General features: G+C 66.7%; 23 protein-coding genes. 10 read left to right on the top strand and 13 right to left on the bottom strand.

Annotation, left to right across the window (positions count from 1 at the left end; all coding sequences use genetic code 11):
- Positions 1–103: 103 nt before the first annotated feature.
- From ODI_RS05825 to ODI_RS05805, 5 genes are all read right to left on the bottom strand, one after another.
- Positions 104–772 (bottom strand): DsbA family oxidoreductase, encoded by a 669-nt coding sequence (locus tag ODI_RS05825; RefSeq protein ID WP_067750370.1) that lies wholly within the window; start codon positions 770–772, stop codon positions 104–106.
- Positions 773–857: 85 nt separating this feature from the next.
- Positions 858–2,525, bottom strand: a complete 1,668-nt coding sequence (locus ODI_RS05820) for an MFS transporter (protein ID WP_082985183.1) — start codon at positions 2,523–2,525, stop codon at positions 858–860.
- A gap of 3 nt (positions 2,526–2,528) precedes the next feature.
- Complete coding sequence (locus ODI_RS05815; RefSeq protein WP_067750372.1) at positions 2,529–4,418, bottom strand: amidohydrolase; 1,890 nt, start codon at positions 4,416–4,418, stop codon at positions 2,529–2,531.
- A 91-nt stretch (positions 4,419–4,509) separates the two neighbouring features.
- Positions 4,510–4,791, bottom strand: a complete 282-nt coding sequence (locus tag ODI_RS05810; RefSeq protein ID WP_067750374.1) for a XapX domain-containing protein — start codon at positions 4,789–4,791, stop codon at positions 4,510–4,512.
- A gap of 70 nt (positions 4,792–4,861) precedes the next feature.
- The gene (locus ODI_RS05805; protein WP_067750377.1) at positions 4,862–5,548 is read right to left on the bottom strand and encodes a hydrolase; all 687 of its coding nucleotides are present in this window, start codon (positions 5,546–5,548) and stop codon (positions 4,862–4,864) included.
- Between the two features lie 207 nt (positions 5,549–5,755).
- Between ODI_RS05805 and ODI_RS05800 the strand changes: the two genes are divergently transcribed.
- Positions 5,756–6,685 carry a LysR family transcriptional regulator gene (locus tag ODI_RS05800; RefSeq protein WP_067750379.1) on the top strand — a complete coding sequence of 310 codons (930 nt, stop codon included), beginning with the start codon at positions 5,756–5,758 and terminating at the stop codon, positions 6,683–6,685.
- Positions 6,686–6,845: 160 nt separating this feature from the next.
- The gene (locus ODI_RS05795) at positions 6,846–8,093 is read left to right on the top strand and encodes a hypothetical protein (RefSeq protein ID WP_067750382.1); all 1,248 of its coding nucleotides are present in this window, start codon (positions 6,846–6,848) and stop codon (positions 8,091–8,093) included.
- 39 nt (positions 8,094–8,132) lie between these two features.
- Here ODI_RS05795 and ODI_RS05790 read toward each other — a convergent pair whose 3' ends face one another.
- Positions 8,133–8,345 carry a DUF3079 domain-containing protein gene (locus tag ODI_RS05790; protein WP_067750550.1) on the bottom strand — a complete coding sequence of 71 codons (213 nt, stop codon included), beginning with the start codon at positions 8,343–8,345 and terminating at the stop codon, positions 8,133–8,135.
- A gap of 222 nt (positions 8,346–8,567) precedes the next feature.
- Between ODI_RS05790 and ODI_RS05785 the strand changes: the two genes are divergently transcribed.
- Positions 8,568–9,341 carry a sulfite exporter TauE/SafE family protein gene (locus ODI_RS05785; RefSeq protein WP_098020850.1) on the top strand — a complete coding sequence of 258 codons (774 nt, stop codon included), beginning with the start codon at positions 8,568–8,570 and terminating at the stop codon, positions 9,339–9,341.
- Positions 9,342–9,351: 10 nt separating this feature from the next.
- On the opposite strand, the gene ODI_RS05780 is transcribed toward ODI_RS05785, so the two are convergent.
- Complete coding sequence (locus tag ODI_RS05780) at positions 9,352–10,350, bottom strand: SDR family oxidoreductase (RefSeq protein WP_067750386.1); 999 nt, start codon at positions 10,348–10,350, stop codon at positions 9,352–9,354.
- A gap of 199 nt (positions 10,351–10,549) precedes the next feature.
- The gene (locus tag ODI_RS05775) at positions 10,550–11,890 is read right to left on the bottom strand and encodes an MFS transporter (protein WP_082985184.1); all 1,341 of its coding nucleotides are present in this window, start codon (positions 11,888–11,890) and stop codon (positions 10,550–10,552) included.
- A gap of 162 nt (positions 11,891–12,052) precedes the next feature.
- On the opposite strand from ODI_RS05775, the gene cyoA reads away from it, so the two are divergent.
- Genes cyoA through ODI_RS05740 form a run of 7 tightly spaced genes read left to right on the top strand, consistent with a single transcriptional unit; the run spans position 12,053 to position 18,976 of the window.
- On the top strand, positions 12,053–13,132 hold the full coding sequence (gene cyoA / locus ODI_RS05770; RefSeq protein WP_067750388.1) for a ubiquinol oxidase subunit II: 1,080 nt from the start codon (positions 12,053–12,055) through the stop codon (positions 13,130–13,132).
- 30 nt (positions 13,133–13,162) lie between these two features.
- Complete coding sequence (gene cyoB / locus ODI_RS05765) at positions 13,163–15,169, top strand: cytochrome o ubiquinol oxidase subunit I (RefSeq protein ID WP_067750390.1); 2,007 nt, start codon at positions 13,163–13,165, stop codon at positions 15,167–15,169.
- Positions 15,162–15,800, top strand: coding sequence for a cytochrome o ubiquinol oxidase subunit III (cyoC, locus tag ODI_RS05760; RefSeq protein WP_067750392.1), 639 nt, complete (start codon positions 15,162–15,164; stop codon positions 15,798–15,800). The genes cyoB and cyoC overlap by 8 nt, the downstream gene beginning before the upstream one ends.
- Positions 15,797–16,198: a cytochrome o ubiquinol oxidase subunit IV gene (gene cyoD / locus ODI_RS05755; protein WP_067750394.1), complete on the top strand. Its 402-nt coding sequence runs from the start codon at positions 15,797–15,799 to the stop codon at positions 16,196–16,198. Before cyoC ends, cyoD begins: the two co-directional genes overlap by 4 nt.
- 4 nt (positions 16,199–16,202) lie before the next feature.
- On the top strand, positions 16,203–17,078 hold the full coding sequence (locus tag ODI_RS05750) for an SURF1 family protein (RefSeq protein ID WP_074046767.1): 876 nt from the start codon (positions 16,203–16,205) through the stop codon (positions 17,076–17,078).
- Entirely contained in the window at positions 17,047–18,417 is a 1,371-nt protein-coding gene (locus tag ODI_RS05745) for an ATP-binding protein (protein WP_067750396.1), read from the top strand. Before ODI_RS05750 ends, ODI_RS05745 begins: the two co-directional genes overlap by 32 nt.
- Positions 18,407–18,976 (top strand): response regulator transcription factor, encoded by a 570-nt coding sequence (locus ODI_RS05740; protein ID WP_067750398.1) that lies wholly within the window; start codon positions 18,407–18,409, stop codon positions 18,974–18,976. The genes ODI_RS05745 and ODI_RS05740 overlap by 11 nt, the downstream gene beginning before the upstream one ends.
- Before the next feature lie 65 nt (positions 18,977–19,041).
- On the opposite strand, the gene ODI_RS05735 is transcribed toward ODI_RS05740, so the two are convergent.
- The 5 genes from ODI_RS05735 to lolA form a co-directional block, all read right to left on the bottom strand.
- Entirely contained in the window at positions 19,042–19,437 is a 396-nt protein-coding gene (locus tag ODI_RS05735; protein WP_067750400.1) for a DUF3597 domain-containing protein, read from the bottom strand.
- Positions 19,438–19,511: 74 nt separating this feature from the next.
- Positions 19,512–20,306: an enoyl-CoA hydratase/isomerase family protein gene (locus tag ODI_RS05730; RefSeq protein WP_067750402.1), complete on the bottom strand. Its 795-nt coding sequence runs from the start codon at positions 20,304–20,306 to the stop codon at positions 19,512–19,514.
- Between the two features lie 163 nt (positions 20,307–20,469).
- Complete coding sequence (serS, locus tag ODI_RS05725) at positions 20,470–21,816, bottom strand: serine--tRNA ligase (protein WP_067750404.1); 1,347 nt, start codon at positions 21,814–21,816, stop codon at positions 20,470–20,472.
- Positions 21,817–21,880: 64 nt separating this feature from the next.
- Positions 21,881–23,218: a replication-associated recombination protein A gene (locus tag ODI_RS05720; protein WP_067750406.1), complete on the bottom strand. Its 1,338-nt coding sequence runs from the start codon at positions 23,216–23,218 to the stop codon at positions 21,881–21,883.
- 75 nt (positions 23,219–23,293) lie between these two features.
- Entirely contained in the window at positions 23,294–23,929 is a 636-nt protein-coding gene (gene lolA, locus ODI_RS05715) for an outer membrane lipoprotein chaperone LolA (RefSeq protein ID WP_162292309.1), read from the bottom strand.
- Position 23,930 lies beyond the last annotated feature (1 nt).

Here is a 23,930-nt window from a genome sequence, read left to right as displayed (position 1 = left end):
ATCAGGATGCCGCCGCCAACCAGCGGCGCGCGGCAGAGATAGCAGCGGGACCGCCGAAACGCTTCTTGAAGAGATTCACTTTTTCTCCCGGCCGTGCACCGGCTCAAGCCTTGCGCTCGCCCGCCACCTGCAGCAAGGCCTGCTCGAACACCTCCACCTGCTGCGCGCCCGACACCAGGTATTCGTCATTGATGATGACCGCGGGCACGGAAGAAATGCCGGCGTTCTGCCACTTTTCCTCTTCCGCCCGCACGTCGTCGGCATGGCGGCCGCTCTCCAGCACGGCGCGGGCATCGGCCACGTCCAGGCCCGCGTCCTTCACGGCCTGCAGCAGCACGTCGGTGGCGCTGGTGTCGCGGTTGTCGTGGTGATAGGTCTTCAGCAGGGCCTTCTTCAGGGCGACCTGCGGGTCCTGCCCCTGCAGGCCCGCCCAGTGCAGCAGGCGATGCGCGTCGAAGGTGTTGTAGGACTTGTCGTCCTCGGTCATGCGAACGGGCATGCCGACCGCCGCCGCACGTTCGCTGATGACCGCGCGGTTGGCGTTCAATTGTTCACGGCTGTAGCCGTATTTTTTTTCCAGCCGCGCCAGCGTGGGCTCGCCGCCTGCCGGCATGTCCGGATTCAGTTCGAAGGGCTGCAGCCGCAGTTCGACCTGCACCGTGTCCTTGACGCGGGCGATGGCGGCCAGCAGGCTGCCCAGGCCGACGGCGCACCAGGGGCAGGCGACGTCGGAGACGAAATCGATGGAAATCTTGCCGGTGGCTTGGCTCATGGCGGGGCGATCCGATGGGGGAAGGAATCCCCCATCATCGCCCAAAAGCCGGACCGGTGCCTACGGGCCCCTGCTGCCAGCGGGGTTACCGCTGGCCTCGTTCGGCCGCCAGCAGGTGACGCACCACCGCACGGCCCTCGCCGCGATGGAAGCGCAGCACGGACGCCTGCACATCGGCGTCGGCCTTCGACACGCGCTGATGCTGGCGCAGGTGTTCGGCCCAGGACTCCACCTGGAACCATTCCACCATCAAGCCCGGATCGGCCGTGTCCTCGGTGACGCCCCAGGCATAGGCCCCGTCGCGGCGGCGTTCGGCGGACAGCTCGGCAAGCGCCGCGAGGAAGGGCTCGCGGTCGGCGCGGTCGACGCGGTACTCGATGAGGATCATGACCGGGCCGCGATCATGGGCGACGGGCTCTGCCGTGAGCGGTTCGGGCCAATGGCTGGAAGGCACGAGATCGGCGTCTCCCTTGGGCAGCGTGAGCCGGTGCGACACGAGGGCCACCCCAGCCAGGCCTGCCGCGCCGATCAGCAGCGTGACCGGCACCGAGGTCCACTGCGCCACGGCGCCCCAGGTCAGGCTGCCGGCAGTCATGGCGCCGTTGAAGACGGTCAGGTACACCGCCAGCGAGCGCCCGCGCACCCAGTTCGGCAGGATGGCCTGCGCCACGCCGTTCATCGTGGTGAGCGCGGTGATCCAGGCCGCGCCCAGCAACAGCAGGGACAGCACGGCGGCCCACTGCGGCGGCGCGAAGGACAGGAAAGCCATGACGGACGCCGTGACCAGCGCGGCGGTCAGCACCAGGCCATCGGCCGACAACGCCTTGCGCAGGCTGGGCATGAGGATGGCGCCCAGGATCGCGCCCAGGCCCACCGACCCCAGCAGGATGCCGTAGAAGCCGGCCCCGCCGCCCAGCAGATTGCGCGCCACCAGCGGCAGCAAGGCCCAGACCGAACTGGCCAGCGCGAAGAAGCAGAAGGCGCGCACCAGCACCACGTGCAGCGCCCGGCTGGCGCGGGCATAGCGCAGACCGGCGCGGAAGGCGCCGCCGAACCTTTCGGTGAGCGCATCGGCCTTGGCCACCGGACGCTTCCACCAGAAGAGCGCGGCGATCACGAAGAGGTAGCTGGCGACGTCCATGCCATAGGTGAACGCCGCCCCCATGGCGGCCAGGATCAGGCCGCCCAGCGCGGGACCGATGGCGCGGGCGATGTTGATGCCCAGCGAATTCAGCGCCACGGCATTCTTCAGGTCCTTGCGCTCGACCAGCTCCGGCACGATGGCCTGCCAGGTCGGTCCCATGAGCGCCGCGCCGATGCCGCCCACGAAAGTAAGCAGCACCAGCGACGTGACGGTCTGCAGGCCCGAGGCCGCCAACCCCATCAGGCAGATGCTGACCGAGGCCAGCAGGAACTGGATGGCGATCAGGAATTTGCGGCGGTCCAGGATGTCGGACAGCACGCCTGCCGGGATGGCCAGCAGGAAGATCGGCAGGGTGGCGGCCGCCTGCACCAGGGCCACGGCCGCCGGCGAGGGGGAGAGGTCGGTCATGATCCAGGCACTGGCCACGTCCCGGATGAAGCTGCCGATGTTACCCAGGACCGTGGCGATCCACAGCACCAGGAAGAGCTTCTGCCGCAACGGCGCGAAGCTGCTGGACGATTGCGCCACCGGCGCCGTCGCGGCGGCCTCGGCGCCGTGGTCATGGCCGTGGCTGCGGTCGTGCCTGGGGTCGTTCGTCTGATCCGCCATGGCCTACACCGCCCAGCACGAGCAGCCCAGCGCCCCGAAGAAGCCCTTCAGGTCCGACACCGGCGCCGACGCGCCCCAGGAACGCGCGTGGTCGTGGCCGTGCAGGCCGCAGGATGATGCGCACGCGCAGGCGGCCATGGCCTGGTAGCGCACATGGCCCAGCGAATTGCGGCCGGCGCCCTCGGGCTCGCCCCAGGCGGCATAACCGCCGAAACGGCGCGGGGGCGACCAGTCCGGCATGGCGGGCGGCAGCGGATTGTCGTCGTTCGCGGCGAACGCGCCCGCGCCGTACACCACCCGTCCGCCCACAACGGTCATGTCGGAAGTCAGGAAGGAGAGCTCGTCCTCGCTGCACGCGAAGTAATCCTTGCTGGGCACGATCAGGTCGGCGAACTGGCCCACCTGCACGCGGCCGCGCTGGCCTTCCTCATTGGAGAACCAGGCGACGTTCTCGGTCCACATGCGCAGCGCGGTCTCGCGGTCCAGGCAATTGCGCCGCGGCGTGATGCGCAGGCCGCCCACGGTCTTGCCGGTGACCATCCAAGACAGCGACACCCACGGGTTATAGGAGGCCACGCGCGTGGCATCGGTGCCGGCCGACACCTTCACGCCCTTTTCCAGCATGCGGGCGACGGGCGGCGTGGCTTCGGCAGCCGCCGCGCCATACTGCTCGACGAAATACTCGCCTTGATACGCCATGCGGTGCTGCGCGGCAATACCGCCGCCCAGCGCGGCGACACGATCCATGGAACGCTCGGAGATCGTCTCGGCATGGTCGAAGAACCAGTTCAGGCCCTGCAGGGGGATGTCCTGGTTGACCTTCTCGAACACGTCCAGCGCACGCGAAATGGTTTCGTCGTAGGTGGCATGCAGGCGCCAGGGCCAGCGGTTCTGCGCCAACACGCGCACGACCTCTTCCAGCTCGCCTTCCATTTCCGGCGCCAGGTCCGGTCGCGGCTGGCGGAAATCCTCGAAGTCGGCGGCCGAGAACACCAGCATCTCGCCCGCGCCGTTGTGGCGGAAGTAATCGTTGCCCTGCTTGTACTTCACGGACGCCGTCCACTTCAGGAAGTCTTCCTTCTCTTCCTTGGGCTTCTGCGTGAAGAGGTTGTAGGCCAGGCGCACCGTCATCTTGTCTTCGTCGGCCAACTGCTGGATGACGGCGTAGTCATCGGGATAGTTCTGGTAGCCGCCGCCCGCGTCGATGACGCCCGTGACGCCCAGGCGGTTCAGCTCGCGCATGAAGTGCTGCGTGGAATTGACCTGGTATTCCAGCGGCAGCTTGGGGCCCTTGGCCAGCGTGGCATAAAGAATGGTGGCGTTCGGCTTGGCCAGCAACAGGCCCGTGGGATTGCCTTGGCCGTCGCGCAGGATCTGGCCGCCGGGCGGCTCGGGCGTGTCCCTGGTGTATCCCACGGCGCGCAGGGCCGCCCCATTCAACAGGGCGCGGTCGTACAGGTGCAGCAGGAACACCGGTGTATCGGGCGCCGCCGCGTTGATCTCTTCCAGCGTGGGCAGGCGCTTCTCGATGAACTGATGCTCGGTGAAGCCCCCCACCACGCGCACCCATTGCGGCGCCGGCGTGACGGCGACCTGGCGCCTGAGCATGTCCATGGCGTCGGCCAGCGAACGCACGCCGTCCCAGCGCAGTTCCATGTTGTAGTTCAGGCCGCCGCGCACCACGTGCGTGTGGTTGTCATGCAGGCCCGGAAGCACGCCGCGGCCTTGCAGGTCGATGCGGCGCGTGGCCTCGCCTGCCAGCGCCAGCACTTGCACGTCCTGCCCCACGGCAACATAGCGGCCATCGCGCACGGCAACGGCGCTGGCGGTGGGGTTGGCGCGGTCCAGGGTGGTGATGCGGCCGTTGAAGAAGATGACGTCAGGATGCGCCACGTTGCGGACTCCAATACGAAAAAGATTCGCCTGTCAGGCGGGAATTCGGCGACTCGAACAGGACCGGTTGCCGCAAGCGCGGCAGCGCGCGTCAGCCCGGCTTGGACTCGTCCTGTTTCGCTTCGGCGGGCGTGGCATGGCGGCCGGGCAACGGCCCCATCACATGGCTGACGGCATGGACCTTGTCGCAGGCCGCGCTGAAGGCGGTGCCTTGCAGGAGCTGCTTTCCGACCGGGATGAGTTGTTCGCCGAGGAGGATGCCCAGCAAACCCGCCAACGCAATCAAGGGCGGCGCCGGCGAACGGACATTCAACAGGCTGTAGATGACGCCGATCAGCAGCCCGGCGCCCAGGGACAACACATACATTTTCATGACAGACCCCCTTCTTGCAGGCTGCCGCTGCGGCCGTCCGCGCGGGACGGCCAGGACGGCCGCCCGGGCATTACTTGTTGGCCGGGTTCGGGCCGATGCGCTTGCCGTGCTGGGCGCGCTCCGGGCCCTTGTGCACGTGCGTCACGGCATAGTCGATGCCCATGCCGTAGGCGCCCGCATGCTCGCGCACCATGCCGGTGACGGCGTCGTAGGTTTCCTTGCGGGCCCAGTCGCGCTGCCACTCCAGCAGCACCTGCAGCCACGTCATCGGCACGGCGCCGGCCTGGACCATGCGGTCCATGGCGTACTTGTGCGCGTCCGACGAGGTGCCGCCCGAGGCATCCGCCACCATATAGATCTCGTAGTCGCCCTCGAGCATGGCGCACAGGGCGAAGGTGGTGTTGCAGACCTCGGTCCACAGGCCCGACACGACGACCTTCTTGCGGCCATTCCTGGCCAGTGCGTCACGCACGTTCTGGTCGTCCCAGGAATTCATCGAGGTACGCTCCAGGATCGGATGATCCGGGAACACGCCCAGCAGTTCAGGGAAGGTATTGCCCGAGAAGCTCTCGGTTTCGACGGTGGTGATGGTGGTGGGAATATCGAAGATCTTGGCCGCCTTGGCCAGACCCACGACGTTGTTCTTGAGCGTCTGGCGGTCGATGGACTGCACGCCGAAAGCCATCTGCGGTTGCTGATCGATGAAGATGAGCTGGCTGTTCTGCGGCGTCAGTACTTCGAGGTATTTCTGCGACATGGAAGAGGCTCCGGGAAGTCTTGGGATGAAGCCCGTCCACCGGCCTGCATGGCGCGAAATGGTCAGGCCAGCTGCAGTGTAGGTTTCCGCCAGGCCGCTGATAAGTAGCTGAATGGAATGGCATCTTTTCCATTTCTTGGATGCTGGCGGCGCCGTTTCAGTGGTATTGCTGTCTCTCTCCGCGACTCATGTAAAAAGGCAATCCCCATGAAAAAAATGCCGGACCTGGAAGCCTGGGCCATCTTCGCGAAGGTCGCTGAGCTGGGCTCGTTTGCCCGCGCCGCGGCCGAGTTCTCGCTGTCCCAGGCCACGGTTTCCAAGGCCATCAGCCGCCTGGAGGCCAGCATGCAGACCGTGCTGTTCCACCGCACGTCGCGCAGCATGTCGCTGACCGAGAGCGGCCAGGCGGCGCTGGCGCGGGCCGCCCGCATCCTGGAAGAAGGCCGTGCGGTGGAGGCCGACATGGCGGAACTCTCGCGCAGCCTGCGCGGGCCAATACGCCTGGCCGCCCCCATGTCTTTCGGCATTCCCCGACTGGCGCCGCTATTCCCTGAATTCATGCGGCTCCACCCCGACGTGCAGCTGGACGTGCATTTCGATGACAAGCTGAACGACCTGGTCAACGACGGCTATGACCTGGCCCTGCGCGTCTCGAAGCTGGTCGATTCCAGCCTGCTGGCCCGGCAGCTCTGCGAGGTGCAGATCCGCCTGGTGGGCACGCCCGGCTATTTCGCGCGCCACGGCCGTCCGCGGCATCCGCGCGACCTGGCCGGGCACCGCGCCCTGCTCTATACCTATTCGCGCAGCGGCACGAACTGGCGTTTCACGCACAAGACGGAAGGCGAATACACGCACTCCCCCACCGTGCCCCTGCAGATCAACAATGCCGAGGCGCTGGCCCCCGCGCTGATGGCAGGCTTGGGCCTGGCGCTGCAACCGGACTTCCTGTGCTGGAAGGACCTGGAATCGGGCGCGCTACAGACGGTGATGGAAGACTGGAGCGTGGAGCCGCTGGCGCTGCACCTGATCACGCCGCCGGGACGCGGCAAGCCTGCCCGGGTGCGGGCGCTGATCGACTACCTGGCCGACAAGCTGGCGCGGGAACCCTGGGCGCAGCGGCCGCGAGGGACGCTGTAGGGCGCCCACTGCGCGGCACGGATGCAGACCGCCGTGGCCGGCAGCAGCCGGCCGCGATCCATCGCGTGTGACATCCGGATTCAAATTCGGCGCCGGCAGCCAGCGTCGGGGCACCCGCCGGTTGCTATCATCGGTCGGCTTCCGACGCTCATCTTTCGCCATGTCCCTGCTACGTTCGCGCCCCGCCGGGCTGCTCGCCCTGCTCACCCTCGCCGTCTCCACCTGGTTCGCGCCTGCCGGCGCCACCGACGCCCCCGCGCCCACCAGCACCACGCCCCCCGTGGCGCGCACGTATTACGAATCGCTGGACATGTCATCTCCGCAGGCCAGCGCGACACGCTTCGTGCAGGCCTGGGTCGCCCAGGATTTCATGGCGGTGCACCTGCTGCTGTCGCCGCAGGGCGAATGGGATGCGTCGCGCGCCATCGATGACTACACGCCGCAACGTCTGGTGCCGGGCTTCGATGAGTCCGACCACAAGGTGTCGCCGGTCTACCAGCGTCCCGCCCAGGGCGCCGAGGCCTCCCATGACGATGCCGCCCCCATTTCGGAAGTCGATTTCGATCCCACCCGCCGTTTCGACGCGCTGATGCTGGGTGCCGCCCAGCGCGGCAAGCTGCCCTTCGTCCTCACCAGCGAGACGCTGGTCGAGGTCGGCAAGGCCGATGACACGCAGGCCACCGTGACGCTGAAGACCCCCAAGGCCGAGACGCTGACGATGTCGCTGCTGCGCCAGCCCTCCGGCCGCTGGAAAGTGGACCAGGTGCGCTGGCCCGGCGCATCCATCGCCGCCCATCCCTGGGATGGCGAGTCCGGACAGGCCCAGGGCGCCTCCTCGCTCAAGCCTGCCGCGGCGCCCGCCGGCACGCCGCGCACCTTCTACGACGCGCTGGACATGTCCTCGCCGGACACCACGGTGCAGGCCTTCATGCATGCCTGGTCGCACGGGGATTACTTCGCCAGCTATCACCTGCTGTCGCCTGGCGCGGAATGGGATGCCATGGCGGCCATCGGCGCGCTGCGCATGGAACAGCTGATTCCGGGATTCACGCTGAACGACCTGGACCTGTCCCCGCTGGCGAAGAAAACCGAGCGCAGCCGCGAGGACATCGCCCGCGGCGTGGCGCCCACCAATGAATACAACTTCGACAACGCCCGCCAGTTCGACACCCTGCTGGTCGGCGCGGCGGTGCTGAAGAAACTGCCCTTTGCCATCACCGCGGCCACCCAGGCCGAACCGGCCAAGGTCGACGGCAAACGGGCCACCACCGTGCTGCGAACGCCCGATGCGCCGGATCTTTCCGTGACACTGGTCAAACTGCCTTCGGATAGGTGGAAGGTGGAGCAGATCCGTTGGGAGGGGTCGTCGCGGAATATCCGGCCCTGGGGTATTTCGGAAATGAACTAGGATGTTCACAATACCTCTGCCCACGCGAAGCATTTGTTGCTAAGGCCCGATATCCTCCGCTGCAGGCTTGCCCTCGCTCTCCTCCATCCCCCAATCCCCCACCAGATACCAATCCTCCCCCAGCACCTCCGAAGGGTGCTGGGTGCGCCCCGACCCATTGCCGCAAGCCATGTCGCCCGTCGGGCAATAGCGGTCACAGCCCCAGCAGATGCGCTCGGGGAACTTGGGATTGAGGGGGAATTTCTTGCCCACGGTTGACTGCGTCCTTACTGTCATGCCCAGCTTGACTTTCAAGATACGCCTGCCATCCGTGCAGGATATTGATTCAGGGCAAGGCATGGCTCAAGCGGCCTGGCCGCCCATGATTTCAGGTTCTTCCTGAGGATACGCCAGGGATTTCCGAATTTTCAGGCTTGAACCAAGCGCTCAGAATCGGGACCTGCTGATTCCTTCCTGGCCCGCCGCGCCGCCGTCATGCTTGCTCCCGACCTGTTGTCCGCCTCGCCACTCCTGCTTCCCGCCCTGGCCGGCGCCATCTTCGTCCTGGCCGGCCTGGTCAAGGGCGTAGTGGGACTGGGGCTGCCCACCATCGCAATGGCGCTGCTGGCGCTGATGATGACGCCCGCGCAAGCCGCCGCGCTGCTCATCATCCCCTCCCTCATCACCAACATCTGGCAGATCCGTCCCTGGCACACCCTGGGCCCGCTGCTGAAGCGCCTGGCGCCCATGCAGGCAGGCGTGCTGGCCGGCACGATTGCCGGCTCGCTGGCGCTGGGGGCGCCCGCCGGCGCCTGGGCCACGCTGTCGCTGGGCGCCGCGCTCATCGCCTACGCCGCCTGGGGCCTGAGCGGGGCCAAGATGACCGTGCGCGCCAAGGATGAAGGCTGGATGGGTCCTCTGATCGGCGCCGTCACCGGCGTCATCACCGCCGCCACGGGCGTCTTCGTGATTCCTGCCGTGCCCTTCCTGCAGGCTCTCGGCCTGGAGCGCGACGAGTTGATCCAGGCCATGGGCATCTCCTTCACCGTCTCCACGATCGCGCTGGCGCTGGGCCTGTATTTCAACGGGCGCTATCCGGTGTCGGCGCTGGGCCTGTCCTTCGTGATGCTGCTGCCCGCCCTGGTCGGCATGCAATTGGGCACCGCGCTGCGCAAGCGCCTGTCGCCCGCGGTGTTCCGCAAGTGCTTTCTCATCAGCTTGATCCTGCTGGGCACGCACATGATCGTGTACGAACTGCTGGCGCGTTGAGGCCGCCGGATCAGATCGCCCCCACGGACCCCGTCACCGGCAGCACGATGCCGGTGATATAGCTGCTGCATGCCGGCGCGGCCAGGAAGACATAGGCCGGCGAGAGCTCTTCGGGCTGCGCCACCCTGCCCATGTCGGTGCCCTTGCCGAAGTCCGGGATCTCCTCGGCGGGACGATCCGCGGGGTTCAACGGCGTCCATACCGGGCCGGGCGCCACCGCGTTCACACGGATGCCGCGCCCGATCAACTGGCTGGCCAGCGCCTTGGTGAAGGCATGGATGGCACCCTTGGTGGACGCATAGTCCAGCAGTTCCTTGCTGCCGCGCAGCCCCACCACCGATCCGGTATTGATGATGCAGCCATGCCGCTCCATGTGCGGCAAGGCCGCCTTCGCCATGTGGAAGTAACCGTGGATATTGACCCGGAAGGTTTCCTCCCAGCGTGCGTCCGTCAGGTCTTCGATCGCATGGGAATGCTCCTGGAAGGCCGCATTGTTCACCAGGATGTCCAGGCTGCCGAAGGTCGTGACCGTGCGCTGCGCAGCCATGCGGCAGAACGCGGCGTCCTTCACGTCGCCGGGAATGAGCAGGCAGCGCCGCCCTTCCCGCTCGACCTCCGCCTGCGTCACCCGCGCATCCTCGTGTTCGCTGAGATAGACGATGGCGACATCCGCGCCTTCGCGCGCATACAGGACCGCCACCGCGCGGCCGATGCCGGAATCCCCGCCCGTGATGAGCGCGACCCGGTTCTGCAGTTTGCCGCTGCCGCGATAGTGGGGCGCAGCATAGCGCGGCGCGGGATCCAGCGCGGCCTCGTGCCCCGGTTTCGTCTGGTGCTGCGCCGGCAGCGGCGGCGCAGGCTCATCACGCTGCGGGCCGGGCGCGGGAGACTTGCCCTGCCCGGTATGCGCCGCCTGCCGGTCCTTGCGATCCTGCTCCGCCTGGATGTCCTGGTGCTTGCCGACGGTCGCGGCGATTGCCTGCCCCACGTTCCTGTCCTGGGTGCTCATGCCCGTCTCCTGATGTCTGGGTTGCTACCCCGTCCATTCTGGTGGGGTGGCAAACCGCTTGCAGCAGGCTTTGGCAAGCGTTGACTACGAGACGCAAGGCATCCGCCACCAAATGTGCCGCATGCGTCAAACCGTGCCGGAAAACAGAACGGCCCGCTTGGCGCGGGCCGTTCTGCCGTCTGGAAGGCGTAACCGAAGATTAGCGGTTGGCGGATTCCAGGCGCTTGTTGATGCGCAGGGCGATCAGCGTGCAAGCCGCGCCGGACAGCAGGTAGGCGCTGACGTAGGTCAGGCCGTAGTTGGCCGACAGGTGCAGCACGACCAGCGGGGCGAAAGCCGCGCCGAAGAGCCAGGCGAAGTCGGAGGTCAGCGCGGCGCCGGTATAGCGGTAGTGCGCGCTGAAGTTCGAGGTGACGGTGCCCGCGGCCTGGCCGTAGGACAGGCCCAGCAGCGCGAAGCCGATCAGGATGAAGGCGTCCTGGCCGGTGGGGCCGCCATTCAGCAGCGACGGCGCGGCGAACGCGAACAGCGCGATCAGCACGGCCGAACCGCCCAGCAGGTTGCGGCGGCCGATGCGGTCAGCCAGGTAACCCGACACCAGCGTGCCGATGATGGCAACGCCTGCGCCCAGCACCTGCACCCACAGCACGCCGTTGATGTCCTGGCCCGAGGTCAGCTTGATCCACGACAGCGGGAAAATGGTGACGAGGTGGAACAGCGCATAGCTGGCCAGCGCGGCGAAGGCGCCCAGGAAGATGTTGTACCCCTGGGCACGCATCATCTCGACGGTGCCGATGGGGTTCAGCTTGCCCTCTTCCAGCAGCTTGGTGTACTCGTGGGTCACCACCAGGCGCAGACGGGCGAACAGCGCCACGACGTTGATGGCGAAGGCCACGAAGAAGGGATAGCGCCAGCCCCAGGCCAGGAAGTCCTCGTTGGAGAGGCTGGCGTGGAGGTACAGGAACAGGGCGCTGGCGATCAGGAAGCCGATGGGCGCGCCCAGCTGGCCCAGCATGGCGTACCAGCCGCGGCGGTTCTTGGGAGCATTCAGCGACAGCAGCGAGGGCAGGCCGTCCCACGAGCCGCCGAAGGCCACGCCTTGCAGGGTGCGGAAAATGGCCAGCAGCACGCAGGCAGCAAGGCCCAGCGTGTTGTACCCGGGCAGAAATGCCATGCCGGCCGTGGCGGTGCCCAGCAGGAAGAGCGCGGCGGTCAGCTTGACGCTGCGGCCCCAGCGACGCTGGATGGCCATGAACAACGCGGTGCCGAAAGGACGCGCGATGAACGCGAACGAAAAGATGACGAAGGAGTACAGTAGGCCTTGCAGCGGGCCGGCGAACGGGAAGAACACCGCCGGGAAGACCAGGACCGCGGCGAGGCCGAAGACGAAGAAGTCGAAGTACTCCGAGGCGCGGCCGATGACGACGCCGATGGCGATCTCGCCGGGCGCGACCTTGGCGTCATGCTCGGCATGGAGTTTGCGCAGATCGCGTTCCGCGGTGCGCGAATTGGGCTCTTGGGCGTGAGTGGTGCTTGACATCGCTAGCTCGGTGATTCCGGGTATTTTCGGGGCAGCCTCGTAGGATCGCACTCCTGGCGCGAATCCGCCATAGGACAAAATGTCCAATTCCCGCGACGCAACATTTCAGCGTAAATTTTTTAGGTTGTGCCCCCGGCTACGCTTCCACTTTACCTAACGGCCATGTCCTTTTCCAAGCTCCCGCGCGGATTGACCCTGCTTTCGGTCATCCTGTTGTCAGGCTGCAGTGCCGTCTCGCTCTCGCCCTCGGGCGATATCGCCGTACAGCAGCGCGACCTGATCATCTACTCCACCCTGCTGATGCTGCTGGTCATCGTACCAGTGATCGTGCTGATCTTCTGGTTTGCCTGGCGGTACCGCGCCAGCAACACCGAAGCCACCTACGATCCCGAATGGCATCATTCCACGTTGCTGGAACTGATCATCTGGTCCGTCCCCCTGCTCATCATCATCGCGCTGGGCGCGTTGACCTGGGTCAGCACCCACAAACTCGACCCCTATCGCCCGCTGGACCGCATCGACGCGGCCCGCTCGGTCGAGAAAGACGTCGAGCCCATGGTCATCGAAGTGGTGGCGCTGGACTGGAAGTGGCTGTTCTTCTATCCCGAGCAAGGCGTGGCCTCGCTCAACGAGTTCGCCGCCCCGGTCGATCGTCCGGTCCGTTTCCGGATCACGTCGTCGACCATGATGAACTCCTTCTTCATCCCCGCGCTGGCCGGCCAGATCTACGCCATGCCGGGCATGCAGACGACGCTGCACGCCATCATCAACAAGCCGGGCACCTTCGACGGCTTCTCGGCGAACTACAGCGGCGCGGGCTTCTCGGGCATGCGCTTCAAGTTCCACGGAATGGAACAAGGTGAATTCGACAGCTGGATCAACAAGGTCCGCGCCGAAGGCGCCCCGCTCGAGCGCGCCGACTACCTGAAGCTGGAACAGCCCAGCGAACGCGAACCCGTGCGCTACTTCGCCAACGTGCCTGCCAACCTCTTCAACGCGATCCTGAACCGTTGCGTCGAAGCCAACCGCATGTGCATGAATGAAATGATGGCCATCGACGCGCAGGGCGGCCTGGGCCTGCCCGGTCTGTACAACATGACCTCGCTCGATGCCAGCACCCGCGAGAAGCTCGGCCTGAGCCACGCGCACGTCCGCACTTATGTCGGCGCGATGTGCTCCCCCGAAGACCCCGCATTCGTCTCGTCGGCGGCCCCCGTGGCCCCCGTCACGCAGACGCTGTGACGCTGCGCCCCGTCCGCTACGGTACCAACGATGTCTGAACAATTCGATCTCACCAAACTCGTCTTCGGTCGCCTCGACTGGAACGTGTTTCCCTTCCTGCACGACCCCATCCTCGCGGCGACCTTCGCGGCCGTCGTGCTGGGCGGCCTCGCCATGGTCGGCGGCCTGACCTACTTCCGTTGCTGGGGCTATCTCTGGCGTGAATGGTTCACCAGCATCGATCACAAGAAGATCGGCATCATGTATGTCATCCTCGGCCTGGTCATGCTGCTGCGCGGCTTCGCCGACGCCATCATGATGCGGATCCAGCAGGCCATCGCCTTCGGCGACTCGGCCGGCTACCTGCCGCCGTATCACTACGACCAGATCTTCACGGCGCACGGCGTCATCATGATCTTCTTCGTGGCGATGCCGCTGATCACCGGCCTGATGAACTACATCGTGCCGCTGCAGATCGGCGCGCGCGACGTGGCCTTCCCCTTCCTGAACAATTTCAGCTTCTGGATGACCACGGCAGGCGCCGTGCTGGTCATGATCTCGCTGTTCGTCGGCGAGTTCGCCAAGACCGGCTGGCTGGCCTATCCGCCGCTGTCGGGCATCCTGCAGAGTCCTGACGTCGGGATGGACTATTACCTGTGGTCATTGCAGATCGCGGGGGTAGGCACGACCCTGTCAGGCATCAACCTGCTGGTCACCATCGTCAAGATGCGCGCGCCCGGCATGACCATGATGAAGATGCCCATCTTCACGTGGACCTCGCTGTGTTCGAACGTCCTGATCGTGGCCTCGTTCCCGATCCTGACCGCCGTGCTGGCCCTGCTGACGCTGGACCGCTACCTGGGCTTCAACTTCTTCACGAGCGATCTTGGCGGCAACGTCATGATGTACGTGAACCTGATCTGGATCTGGGGCCATCCCGAGGTCTACATCCTGGTGCTGCCCGCCTTCGGCGTGTTCTCCGAAGTCGTGGCCACGTTCTGCAAGAAGCGCCTGTTCGGCTACGCCTCGATGGTGTACGCCACGGTCGTCATCACCGTGCTGTCCTACCTGGTCTGGCTGCACCACTTCTTCACCATGGGCTCCGGGGCCAGCGTGAACTCGTTCTTCGGGATCGCGACGATGATCATCTCGATCCCCACGGGCGCGAAGATCTTCAACTGGCTGTTCACGATGTACCGTGGCCGCATCCACTTCGAAGTGCCGATGCTGTGGACCCTGGGCTTCATGGTCACCTTCGTGATCGGCGGCATGACCGGCGTGATGCTGGCCGTCCCGCCCGCCGACTTCGTGCTGCACAACAGCCTGTTCCTGATCGCCCACTTCCACAACGTGATCATTGGCGGCGTGGTGTTCGGCATGCTGGCCGGCATCACGTTCTGGTTCCCCAAGGCCTTCGGCTACAGGCTCGAGCCGTTCTGGGGCAAGGTGTCGTTCTGGTGCTGGCTGATCGGCTTCTACGTCGCCTTCATGCCGCTGTACGTGCTGGGCTTCATGGGCGTCACCCGCCGCATGAACCACTTCGACGACATGTCGCTGCAGATCTGGTTCCAGATCGCCGCCGTGGGCGCCTTCATCATCGCCATCGGTATCGCCGCCTTCCTGTACCAGCTGGTCATCAGCTTCATCCGCCGCGACAAGCTGCGCGACGTGACGGGCGACCCCTGGGACGGCCGCACGCTGGAATGGGCGACGTCCTCGCCCCCGCCCAGCTACAACTTCGCCTTCACCCCGCAAGTGCATGAAGTCGATACCTGGTACCAGATGAAGGAGCAGGGCTACAAGCGTCCCACCGACGGCTTCCTGCCCATCCACATGCCCAAGAACACCTCGGCTGGCGTGATCCTGTCGGGCATCTCCATCGCCATGGGTTTCGGCCTGGTCTGGCACATGTGGCTGCTCGTGGGCGTGACGTTCTTCGCCCTGGTCGCCTACGCCATCTATCACACCTTCAACACGGATCGTGACTTCTACATCCCCGCGGAAGAAGTCGCCCGTGTCGAAGCCGAACGCACCCGCCTGCTCGCCAGCCATGTCTAATTCCGCACACTTGTCCCATCAGGGCGACGACGCGTCGAAGCCCCTCGAGTTCCACCTGAAAGAGGAACACCACCCCCAGAACGGCACGATGCTGGGGTTCTGGACCTACCTGATGAGCGACTGCCTCATCTTCGCGGCGCTGTTCGCCGTGCACGCGGTGGTGGGCCGTAACTATGCAGCGGGCCCCAGCGGCGCCGACCTGTTCGACCTGCAACTGGTGGCCATCAACACGGCCATGCTGCTGCTGTCGTCGATCACCTACGGCTTCGCGATGCTGGAAATGGTCAAGGGCCGCGTCAAGCCCACGATCGTCTGGCTGGCCATCACCGGCGTGCTGGGCGCGATCTTCGTCGCGCTGGAAATCTACGAGTTCTACCACCTGATCCACGTGGGCGCCGTGCCGCAACGCAGCGCGTTCCTGTCCTCGTTCTTCACGCTGGTGGGCACGCACGGCCTGCACGTCACCTTCGGCATCATCTGGCTGGTCACGCTGATCTTCCAGGTCAAGCGCTGGGGCCTCACGCCCTCCACCCGCCGCCGCCTGATGTGCCTGTCGCTGTTCTGGCACTTCCTGGACGTGGTCTGGATCGGCGTCTTCACCTTTGTCTACCTCATGGGAGTGCTGCCGTGAGCGCGCATACCGATACCGCACACGCCGGTCACGGCGATCCTCATCACGACGATCACCACGACGACGAGGGCGCCCACGGCACCCTGAAGAGCTACGTCATCGGTTTCGTCCTGTCCGTCATCCTGACCGCCATCCCCTTCTGGCTGGTCATGGGCAAGGTCATCGACTCCTCGGTCACCACCGCCATGGTGGTGATGGGCTTCGCCGCCGTGCAGATCGTGGTCCACATGGTCTACTTCCTGCACCTGAACGCCCGTTCCGAGGGCGGCTGGAACATGCTGGCCCTGATCTTCACGATCGTCGTCGTGGTCATCATGCTGGCGGGCTCCATCTGGGTCATGTTCCACCTGGACGCGAACATGATGCCGGGCCTGCACGACATGAAGAACATGCCCTGAGCCATTGAGCACCCGGCAAAACCAGGCCGGACCGCCCCACGGCGGTCCGGCCACCCCTCCCCCCTCCTCCGGCGACACGCGCGGCCCGCGCTCCACGCTCGCCCTCGTCGTCCTTTCCCTGATCGGCCTTGCCGTCTTCGCCGGCCTGCTTGCCCTCGGCACCTGGCAGGTGGAACGCCGCGCCTGGAAGCTCGACCTGATCCACAAGGTCGACACCCGCGTCTATGCCGCGCCCGTCGATGCCCCGCGCCAGCCGGCCTGGGCGGCGGTGAACAATGACGACGACGTCTATCGCCGCGTCACCGTGCACGGCAAGTTCCTGCACCAGTACGAGACCTTCGTGCAGGCCACCACCGTGCTGGGCCCCGGCTTCTGGGTCATGACCCCCCTGCGCCGGGACGACGGCAGCCTGCTGCTGGTCAATCGCGGCTTCGTGCCCCCAGAGGCCCGTGATCCCGGCCAGCGCGGCGCCGTCTCGCCGGTCGGCCCCGTCACCCTCACGGGCCTGCTGCGCACCACGGAGCCCGCTGGCGGCTTCCTGCGCAAGAACGTGCCCGAAGCGTCGCGCTGGTACTCCCGCGACGTGGCCGCGATCATGGCCATGCACAGCCTGGACGGCCCCGTGGCCCCCTATTTCATCGACGCGCTGCCCGAGCCCGGCTCGACCGCCGAGGCGCGCGCCCGCGGTCCGGTCTGGCCCGCCGCGGGGCTGACGGTCATCCAGTTCAACAACCATCACCTGGTTTATGCGATCACCTGGTACGTCCTGGCCCTGATGGTGGCCGGCGCCGCCTGGCGGATCGCAAGCGAAGAGCGCCGGTTGCGCCGGCAGGCTACACTTCGCCCCAATGGAAAACGCACGCCTTTCGGGCCAGGCTGAACTCCCTGTCCCATCCTCCAGGCCCCCGCTCGCGCCTCGTCCGGCGGGGGACGATGACAGCACCGGCCGCAAGAACATGCAGCAGCTCATCCAGCTGCGCTGGATTGCCGTGGTCGGCCAGGTCGCAACGATCTTCACCGTCCACTACGGCCTGGGCATCACCCTCCCCCTGCATTACATGATGACGGCGCTGGCCGTGCTGGTTGCGTTCAATGCCGCCAGCCTGCTGCGCCTGCGCATCCGCCGCCGCGTCCTGAACGAGGAAATCCTCCTGGCCCTCATCGTGGATGTGGGCATGCTGACAGTCCAGCTGCACCTGTCCGGCGGAGCAAGCAACCCTTTCGTCTTCCTGTATCTGCTGCAAGTCAGCCTGGGCGCGGTGCTGCTGCGCGCCTGGTCGACCTGGGCCATGGTGGCGGTCACCCTGTGCTGCTTCATTGCCCTGGTGGTCTTTGGCGAGCCCCTGAACCTGCCCGTGGGCTATCGCGACGGGCTGACCGGCCCCTATGTGCTGGGCCTCCTGATCTGCTTCGCGCTGAACGCCACGCTGCTGGTGGTGTTCTTCACCCGCATCAACGGCAACCTGCGCGCGCGCGACACCCGCCTGGCCGCGCTGCGCCAGCGCGCCGCCGAGGAAGAACACATCGTGCGCATGGGCCTGCTGGCCTCGGGCGCGGCGCACGAACTGGGCACGCCGCTCTCGACCCTGGCCGTGATCCTGGGAGACTGGCGCCGCATGCCGGACTTCGCCGCCAAGCCCGAGCTGCAACAGGAGATCGACGAGATGCAGGCGCAGGTGCAGCGCTGCAAATCCATCGTGAGCGGCATCCTGCTGTCCACCGGGCGTGCGCGCGGCGAATCGCCGACCGAGACCACGGTGCACACCTTCCTGGACGAGCTGGTGGCCGAATGGCGCGCCACCCGCCCCTCCACCGGACTGGTCTACGACAACCACTTCGGCCGCGACCTGCGCATCGTGTCGGACTCGGCCCTGAAACAGATGATCTGCAACGTGCTGGACAACGCGCTGGAGGCCTCGCCCCAGTGGCTGCGCCTGCAGGCCTCCCACGACGACGACACCCTGACCCTGATCGTGGACGACGCCGGCCCCGGTTTCTCCTCGGAGGTGCTGGAGCGCCTGGGCAAGCCCTATAACTCCACCAAGGGCAGCCCCGGCAGCGGCCTGGGGCTCTTCCTGGCCGTGAACGTTGCGCGCACGCTGGGCGGCACCGTGCACGCCGCCAACCTGCCCGAGGGCGGCGCCATGGTGACGCTCTCGCTGCCCCTGTCGGCCGTGGTGCTGCCGGACGAAGACGAGGAGGACGAGCATGTCGGCTGACCCGCTCTCGACGCTCGACCTCGATGCCGAGCGCACGCTCCTCATCGTCGAGGACGACGATGCCTTCGCCCGCACGCTGGTACGCTCCTTCGAACGGCGCGGCTATGTGGTCAGCCGCGCAGCCGGGCTGGACGAAGTCACCACGGCCCTGGCCGCGCAAGCCGCGCCCGGCTATGCCGTGGTGGACCTGAAGCTCAAGGGCGAGGCCTCCGGTCTGGCCTGTGTGCAGGCCCTGCACGCCGCCGACCCGGACATGCTCATCGTGGTGCTGACCGGCTTTGCCAGCATCGCCACGGCGGTGGAAGCCATCAAGCTGGGCGCCTGTCATTACCTGGCCAAGCCATCGAACACCGACGACATCGAAGCCGCCTTCGAACGCGCCGTGGGCAACGTGGAAACCGAAGTGGTCGGCCGCGCCACGTCCATCAAGACGCTGGAATGGGAGCGCATCCACGAGATGCTTGCGCAGACGGGCTTCAACATCTCGGAAACCGCAAGGCGGCTGGGCATGCACCGCCGCACGCTGGCCCGCAAGCTGGACAAGCAGCGGGTGAAATGAAAAACCGCCAGGACACTTGATGCCCTGGCGGTTTTTCATGCAGCGCGCGGTTTGCGCTCAGTCCCTCACTTCAGGTCATCCGGCAGCTTGCCGCCGTTTTCCGCCAGTTTCTTGATGACCTGCTGGTGCAGCCACACGTTCATGGCGGCCGAATCGTCGGTGCTGCCGGTGTAGCCCAGCTCGCCGGCCAGTTGCTTGCGCGCCTGCAGGCTGCTGTCCAGGCCCAGCAGCTTCAGCAGGTCGACGATGGACGTCTTCCAGTTCAGCGGCTGCGACTGCTTGGATTGCAGGTCGGCCAGCACGGCCTGCACATCGACGGGCGGCAGGGTGGTGGTCGGCGCCGCGGTCACGGCGGGCTCGGCGCCGGGCGCCTGGGCCGGCGCCGCGGCAGGTGCCGCCGCGTCGTTGGCGGGATGGTTAGAGGGAAAGATCTTGTTCAGGATGGCCTTGAAAATGCTCACGACACTTCTCCTTCTGGATGACTGCCCACGCGGCAACAGCGCCGCTTGCCGATTCTAGCAAGCCGCCCTGTCATTCAGGCCAGGCTTTCTCCCCATCGCGGCGGACGTTTTTCCAGGAAGGCGGACAGGCCCTCGCGCGCCTCGGCCGTCGTGCGCAACTGGGCGATCCGGGCTGCCGTGTCTTCGATCAGCTCGGTGTCCACCGGTTTGTCCGCCACCGCGCGGATCAGCGAGGTGGCCGCTGCCTGGGCTTGCGGGCCGCAGGCCAGCAAGGCCTCCACCAGGCGCTCCACGGCGCCATCCAGCCCGTCGGGGTCCGCCACCTCGTGGGCCAGGCCCAAGGCCAGCGCGCGCTCGGCGCCGATGCGCTCGGCCGTCTGGAAATAGCGATAGCACTGGCGCTGCCCGATGGCGCGCACGACATAGGGCGAGATGACCGCGGGAATGATGCCCAGCCGCACCTCGCTGGTCGCAAAACTGGCCTGCGTGGACGCCACGCAGATGTCGCAGGCCGCGGCCAGGCCCATGCCGCCGCCCATGGCCGCGCCCTGCACCCGGGCGACCGTGGGTTGCGACAGTTCGGCCAGCACGCGGAAGAGCGTTGCCAGCTTGCGGGCATCTTCCAGGTTGTCATCGGCCGAGGCCTCGCCCTGCCGCTTCATCCAGTTGATGTCGGCCCCCGCGGAAAACGCCTTGCCCCGCCCGGCCAGCACGACGGCGCGCACGGAGGCATCCTTGTCCAGGCCGCGCAAGACCTGCGTCAGTTCGGCGATCAGGTGTTCGTCGAAGGCATTGTGGACCTCGGGCCGATTCATCCAGACCCACGCGCTGGCGCCGCGCCGCTCGATTTCTACGATGTCCTGCCCCATGCCGTCTCCTCGGTGTGGAAAGCCTGGCCGGGAATGCCCGGCCTGCGGGCATGGTACCCAAGCCTGCCGGCGCGCTCCACCGGGGAAAACGCGACGGCCGCGGGTTTCAGCGTGAAACCCGCGGCCGTCGGAGCGTTGAGGGCGGGCTTGCACCCGCCTGGCATCAGGGCTTGAGGACCGTCAGGCCGCCCAGGTAGGGTTGCAGCGCGGCCGGCACCCGGATGCTGCCGTCGGCTTGCTGGTGGTTTTCCAGCACGGCGACCAGCGCGCGGCCCACGGCCAGGCCCGAGCCGTTCAAGGTGTGCACGAACTCGGGCTTGCCCTGCGCATTGCGGGTGCGCGCCTGCATGCGGCGGGCCTGGAAGGCCTCGCAGTTCGACACCGAGGAGATTTCGCGCCAGGTGTCCTGCGCCGGCAGCCACACCTCCAGGTCATAGGTCTTGGCGGCGCCAAAGCCCATGTCACCGGTGCACAGCAGCATGACGCGGTACGGCAGTTCCAGCAATTGCAGGACGCGCTCCGCGTGGCCGACCATGTCTTCCAGCGCCTGGAACGAAGTGTCGGGCGCGACGATCTGCACCATCTCGACCTTCTCGAACTGGTGCTGGCGGATCAGGCCGCGCGTGTCGCGGCCGCCGCTGCCGGCTTCCGAGCGGAAGCAAGGCGTGTGCGCGGTCAGGCGGATGGGCAATTGCTCGGCGGGCACGATGCTGTCGCGCACCGAGCTGGTCAGCGTGATCTCGGACGTGGAGATGAGGTAGAGGTCTTCGCGCACGACCGGACGGCCCTGCTCGTCAACCGAGGGCTCGTCGTCCTGGCCGCCCTTGGTGACCCAGAACATGTCGTCCTTGAACTTCGGCAGCTGGCCGGTGCCCACCAGCGTCGTGCCTTGCACGATGTAGGGCGTGTAGCACTCGGTGTAGCCATGCTCGGTCGTCTGCAGGTCCAGCATGAACTGCGTGAGCGCACGCTGCAGGCGGGCAACCGGACCGCGCATGAACGAGAACCGCGCGCCCGAGAGCTTGATGGCGGTGTCGAAGTCCAGGCCCAGCGGTTCGCCCAGCGCGACGTGATCCTGCGGCGCGAAGCCCAGCGGCGCGGGCTTGCCCTCGGCGTCGGCAGCGCCCGGCAGCCAGCGGCGGGTCTCGACGTTGTCGTCGCTGGAGGCGCCCGTGGGCACGCTCTCGTGCGGCAGGTTGGGCACCGTCAGCAGCAGCGACTGCAGGTCTTGCTGCAGCACGCCCAGCTCGTCTTCCAGGGCCTTCAGCTTGGCCGGCACGGCCTGCGACTCGGCCATGACCTCGGTGGTGTCCTCGCCACGCGACTTCAGTTGGCCGATCTGCTTGGCCAGCGCGTTGCGGCGCGCCTGCAGGGTCTCGGTCTCAGTTTGCAGCGACTTGCGGCGAGACTCCAGCGCCTCGAAGCGGGCGGTGTCGAACTCGAAGCCACGAGCCTGGAGGCGGGCGACGACGGCGGGCAAGTCTTTGCGCAACAGCGAGGGGTCTAGCATGGGAAACCTGAAAGTGACGAGGGAAACCGCGATTCTACCGCCCTGGCGATGTCAATTCGCCGGCTCAGTCATCCGGCTTCTTGCGCGCCTGCGCATCCAGGTCGCGCAGGAAGGCGAGCTTCTGCTGGATCTTGGTTTCCAGCCCGCGGTCCACCGGATGGTAGAAACGCGCCTTCAGGCCATCGGGGAAATAACGCTCGTTGGCGGCATAACCATGCGGCTCGTCATGCGCATAGCGATAGGCCTTGCCGTGACCCAGCTCTTTCATGAGCTTGGTGGGCGCATTGCGCAAATGGATGGGCACCGGCGCGCTGCCGTGGGTTTCGGCGTAGCGGCGCGCTTCCTTGTAGGCGGTATAGAGCGCGTTGGACTTGGCCGCGCAAGCCAGGTAGACCACGGCCTGGGCCAGGGCGAGCTCGCCTTCGGGCGACCCAAGGCGCTCGTAGACGTCGGCCGCGCTCAGCGCGATCTCGGTGGCGCGCGGGTCGGCCAGGCCGATGTCCTCGACCGCCATGCGCACGATGCGCCGCGACAGGTAACGCGGGTCGGCGCCGCCATCGAGCATGCGGCTGAACCAATACAAGGAAGCGTCCGGATCGGAGCCGCGCACAGACTTGTGCAGCGCGCTGATCTGGTCATAGAACGCGTCGCCGCCCTTGTCGAAACGGCGCAGGTTCTGCGACAGCGCCGTTTCCAGCCAGGCGGCGTCCACGGTGTCGCGGCCTGCCGCGCGCGCCGACTCGGCCACCACCTCGACCGCATTGATGAGCCGGCGCGCGTCGCCGTCGGCCCAGCCGGCCAATTGCTCGCGGGCATCGTCCTCGATGAGCAGCGGTGGGCCGTCGACATTGGCGTTCAGCGCGGTTTCAGCGCGGGCGATGAGTTCCAGCAACTCTTCGCGCGTGAGCGACTGCAGCACGTAGACCCGCGCGCGCGACAGCAACGCCGAGTTCACCTCGAAGGACGGGTTTTCCGTGGTGGCGCCGATGAAGGTGAAAAGGCCGCTTTCCACGTAGGGCAGGAAGGCGTCCTGCTGGGCCTTGTTGAAGCGGTGCACCTCATCGACGAACAGGATGGTGCGCCGCCCCTGCCCTTGCGCGACCTGCGCGGCCACCACCGCGTCGCGGATGTCCTTCACGCCGCCCAGCACGGCCGACATGGCGATGAAGTGCGCATCGAACCCTGCCGCCATGAGCCGGGCCAGCGTGGTCTTGCCCACGCCGGGCGGCCCCCAGAAGATCATGGAGTGCGGCCGGCCCGAATCGAAGGCCACGCGCAGCGGCTTGTCGGGCCCGAGCAGATGGGACTGGCCCACCACCTCGGACAGGCTGCGCGGACGCAGCCTTTCAGCCAGCGGCACGCTGCCGGCGGGCGGGGTGCCGGTGAAAAGGTCGGCGCTCATGAGGGGAAATGCTGGTTGAACATCCAGTCATTACACCACGATGGCGGCCGGGCCTGCGCCGCCATCGTGCGCGACCTACATCTTCACCACATCCGCCCCCTGGGGCGGCGTGTAGCGGAACGCGTCGGGCGCGAAACCGGGGTTCGGCTTCAGGTTGGACAGCTCCACGCGCGTGGTCTGCCCGAAGGAATCGAGCAGCTCGATGCGCGCCGGCTGGTTGTTGGCGAAGCCGATGTCGACCTGGGCAAAGCCCGCGTCGGCGCCGCGCGGCTTGGCGCGCAGCCACTGCATGCCGTCGCGGTCGGGCAGGTCGCTGACGTCGAAGGCCTGCTCGAGCGAGCCCGAGCCGAACAGGATGGCGGCGGGCGACGTGCCGATGGCCTCGTCCACCTTGCGCTCCGTGACCTGGTTGAGGTCAGGGTCGTATTGATAGAGCTGCTTGCCGTCCGAGATGATGGACTGCTCGTAGGGCTGCTTCACCAGCCAGCGGAAGCGGCCAGGACGCTCGAAGGCGAACTCGCCCGTCTGCTTGGGGCGGGTCTGCCCCTTGTCGCCCACGGTGTATTGCGAGAACGCGCCCGAGGCGGCCTTGACGTCGCTGACGAAGGCCTTCAACTGGTCGGCCGCGCCGGCATGGGCCGGCACGGAGACGCCCAGCGTGGAAACGCTGAACAGCGCGGCAAGAAGGGCGGATCGCAACATGGCGGAAATC

This window comes from Orrella dioscoreae (assembly GCF_900089455.2).
Classification (GTDB): domain Bacteria; phylum Pseudomonadota; class Gammaproteobacteria; order Burkholderiales; family Burkholderiaceae_B; genus Orrella; species Orrella dioscoreae.
Note: the sequence above shows the minus strand (reverse complement) of the source record. Positions and strands in the feature narration are given on the sequence as shown.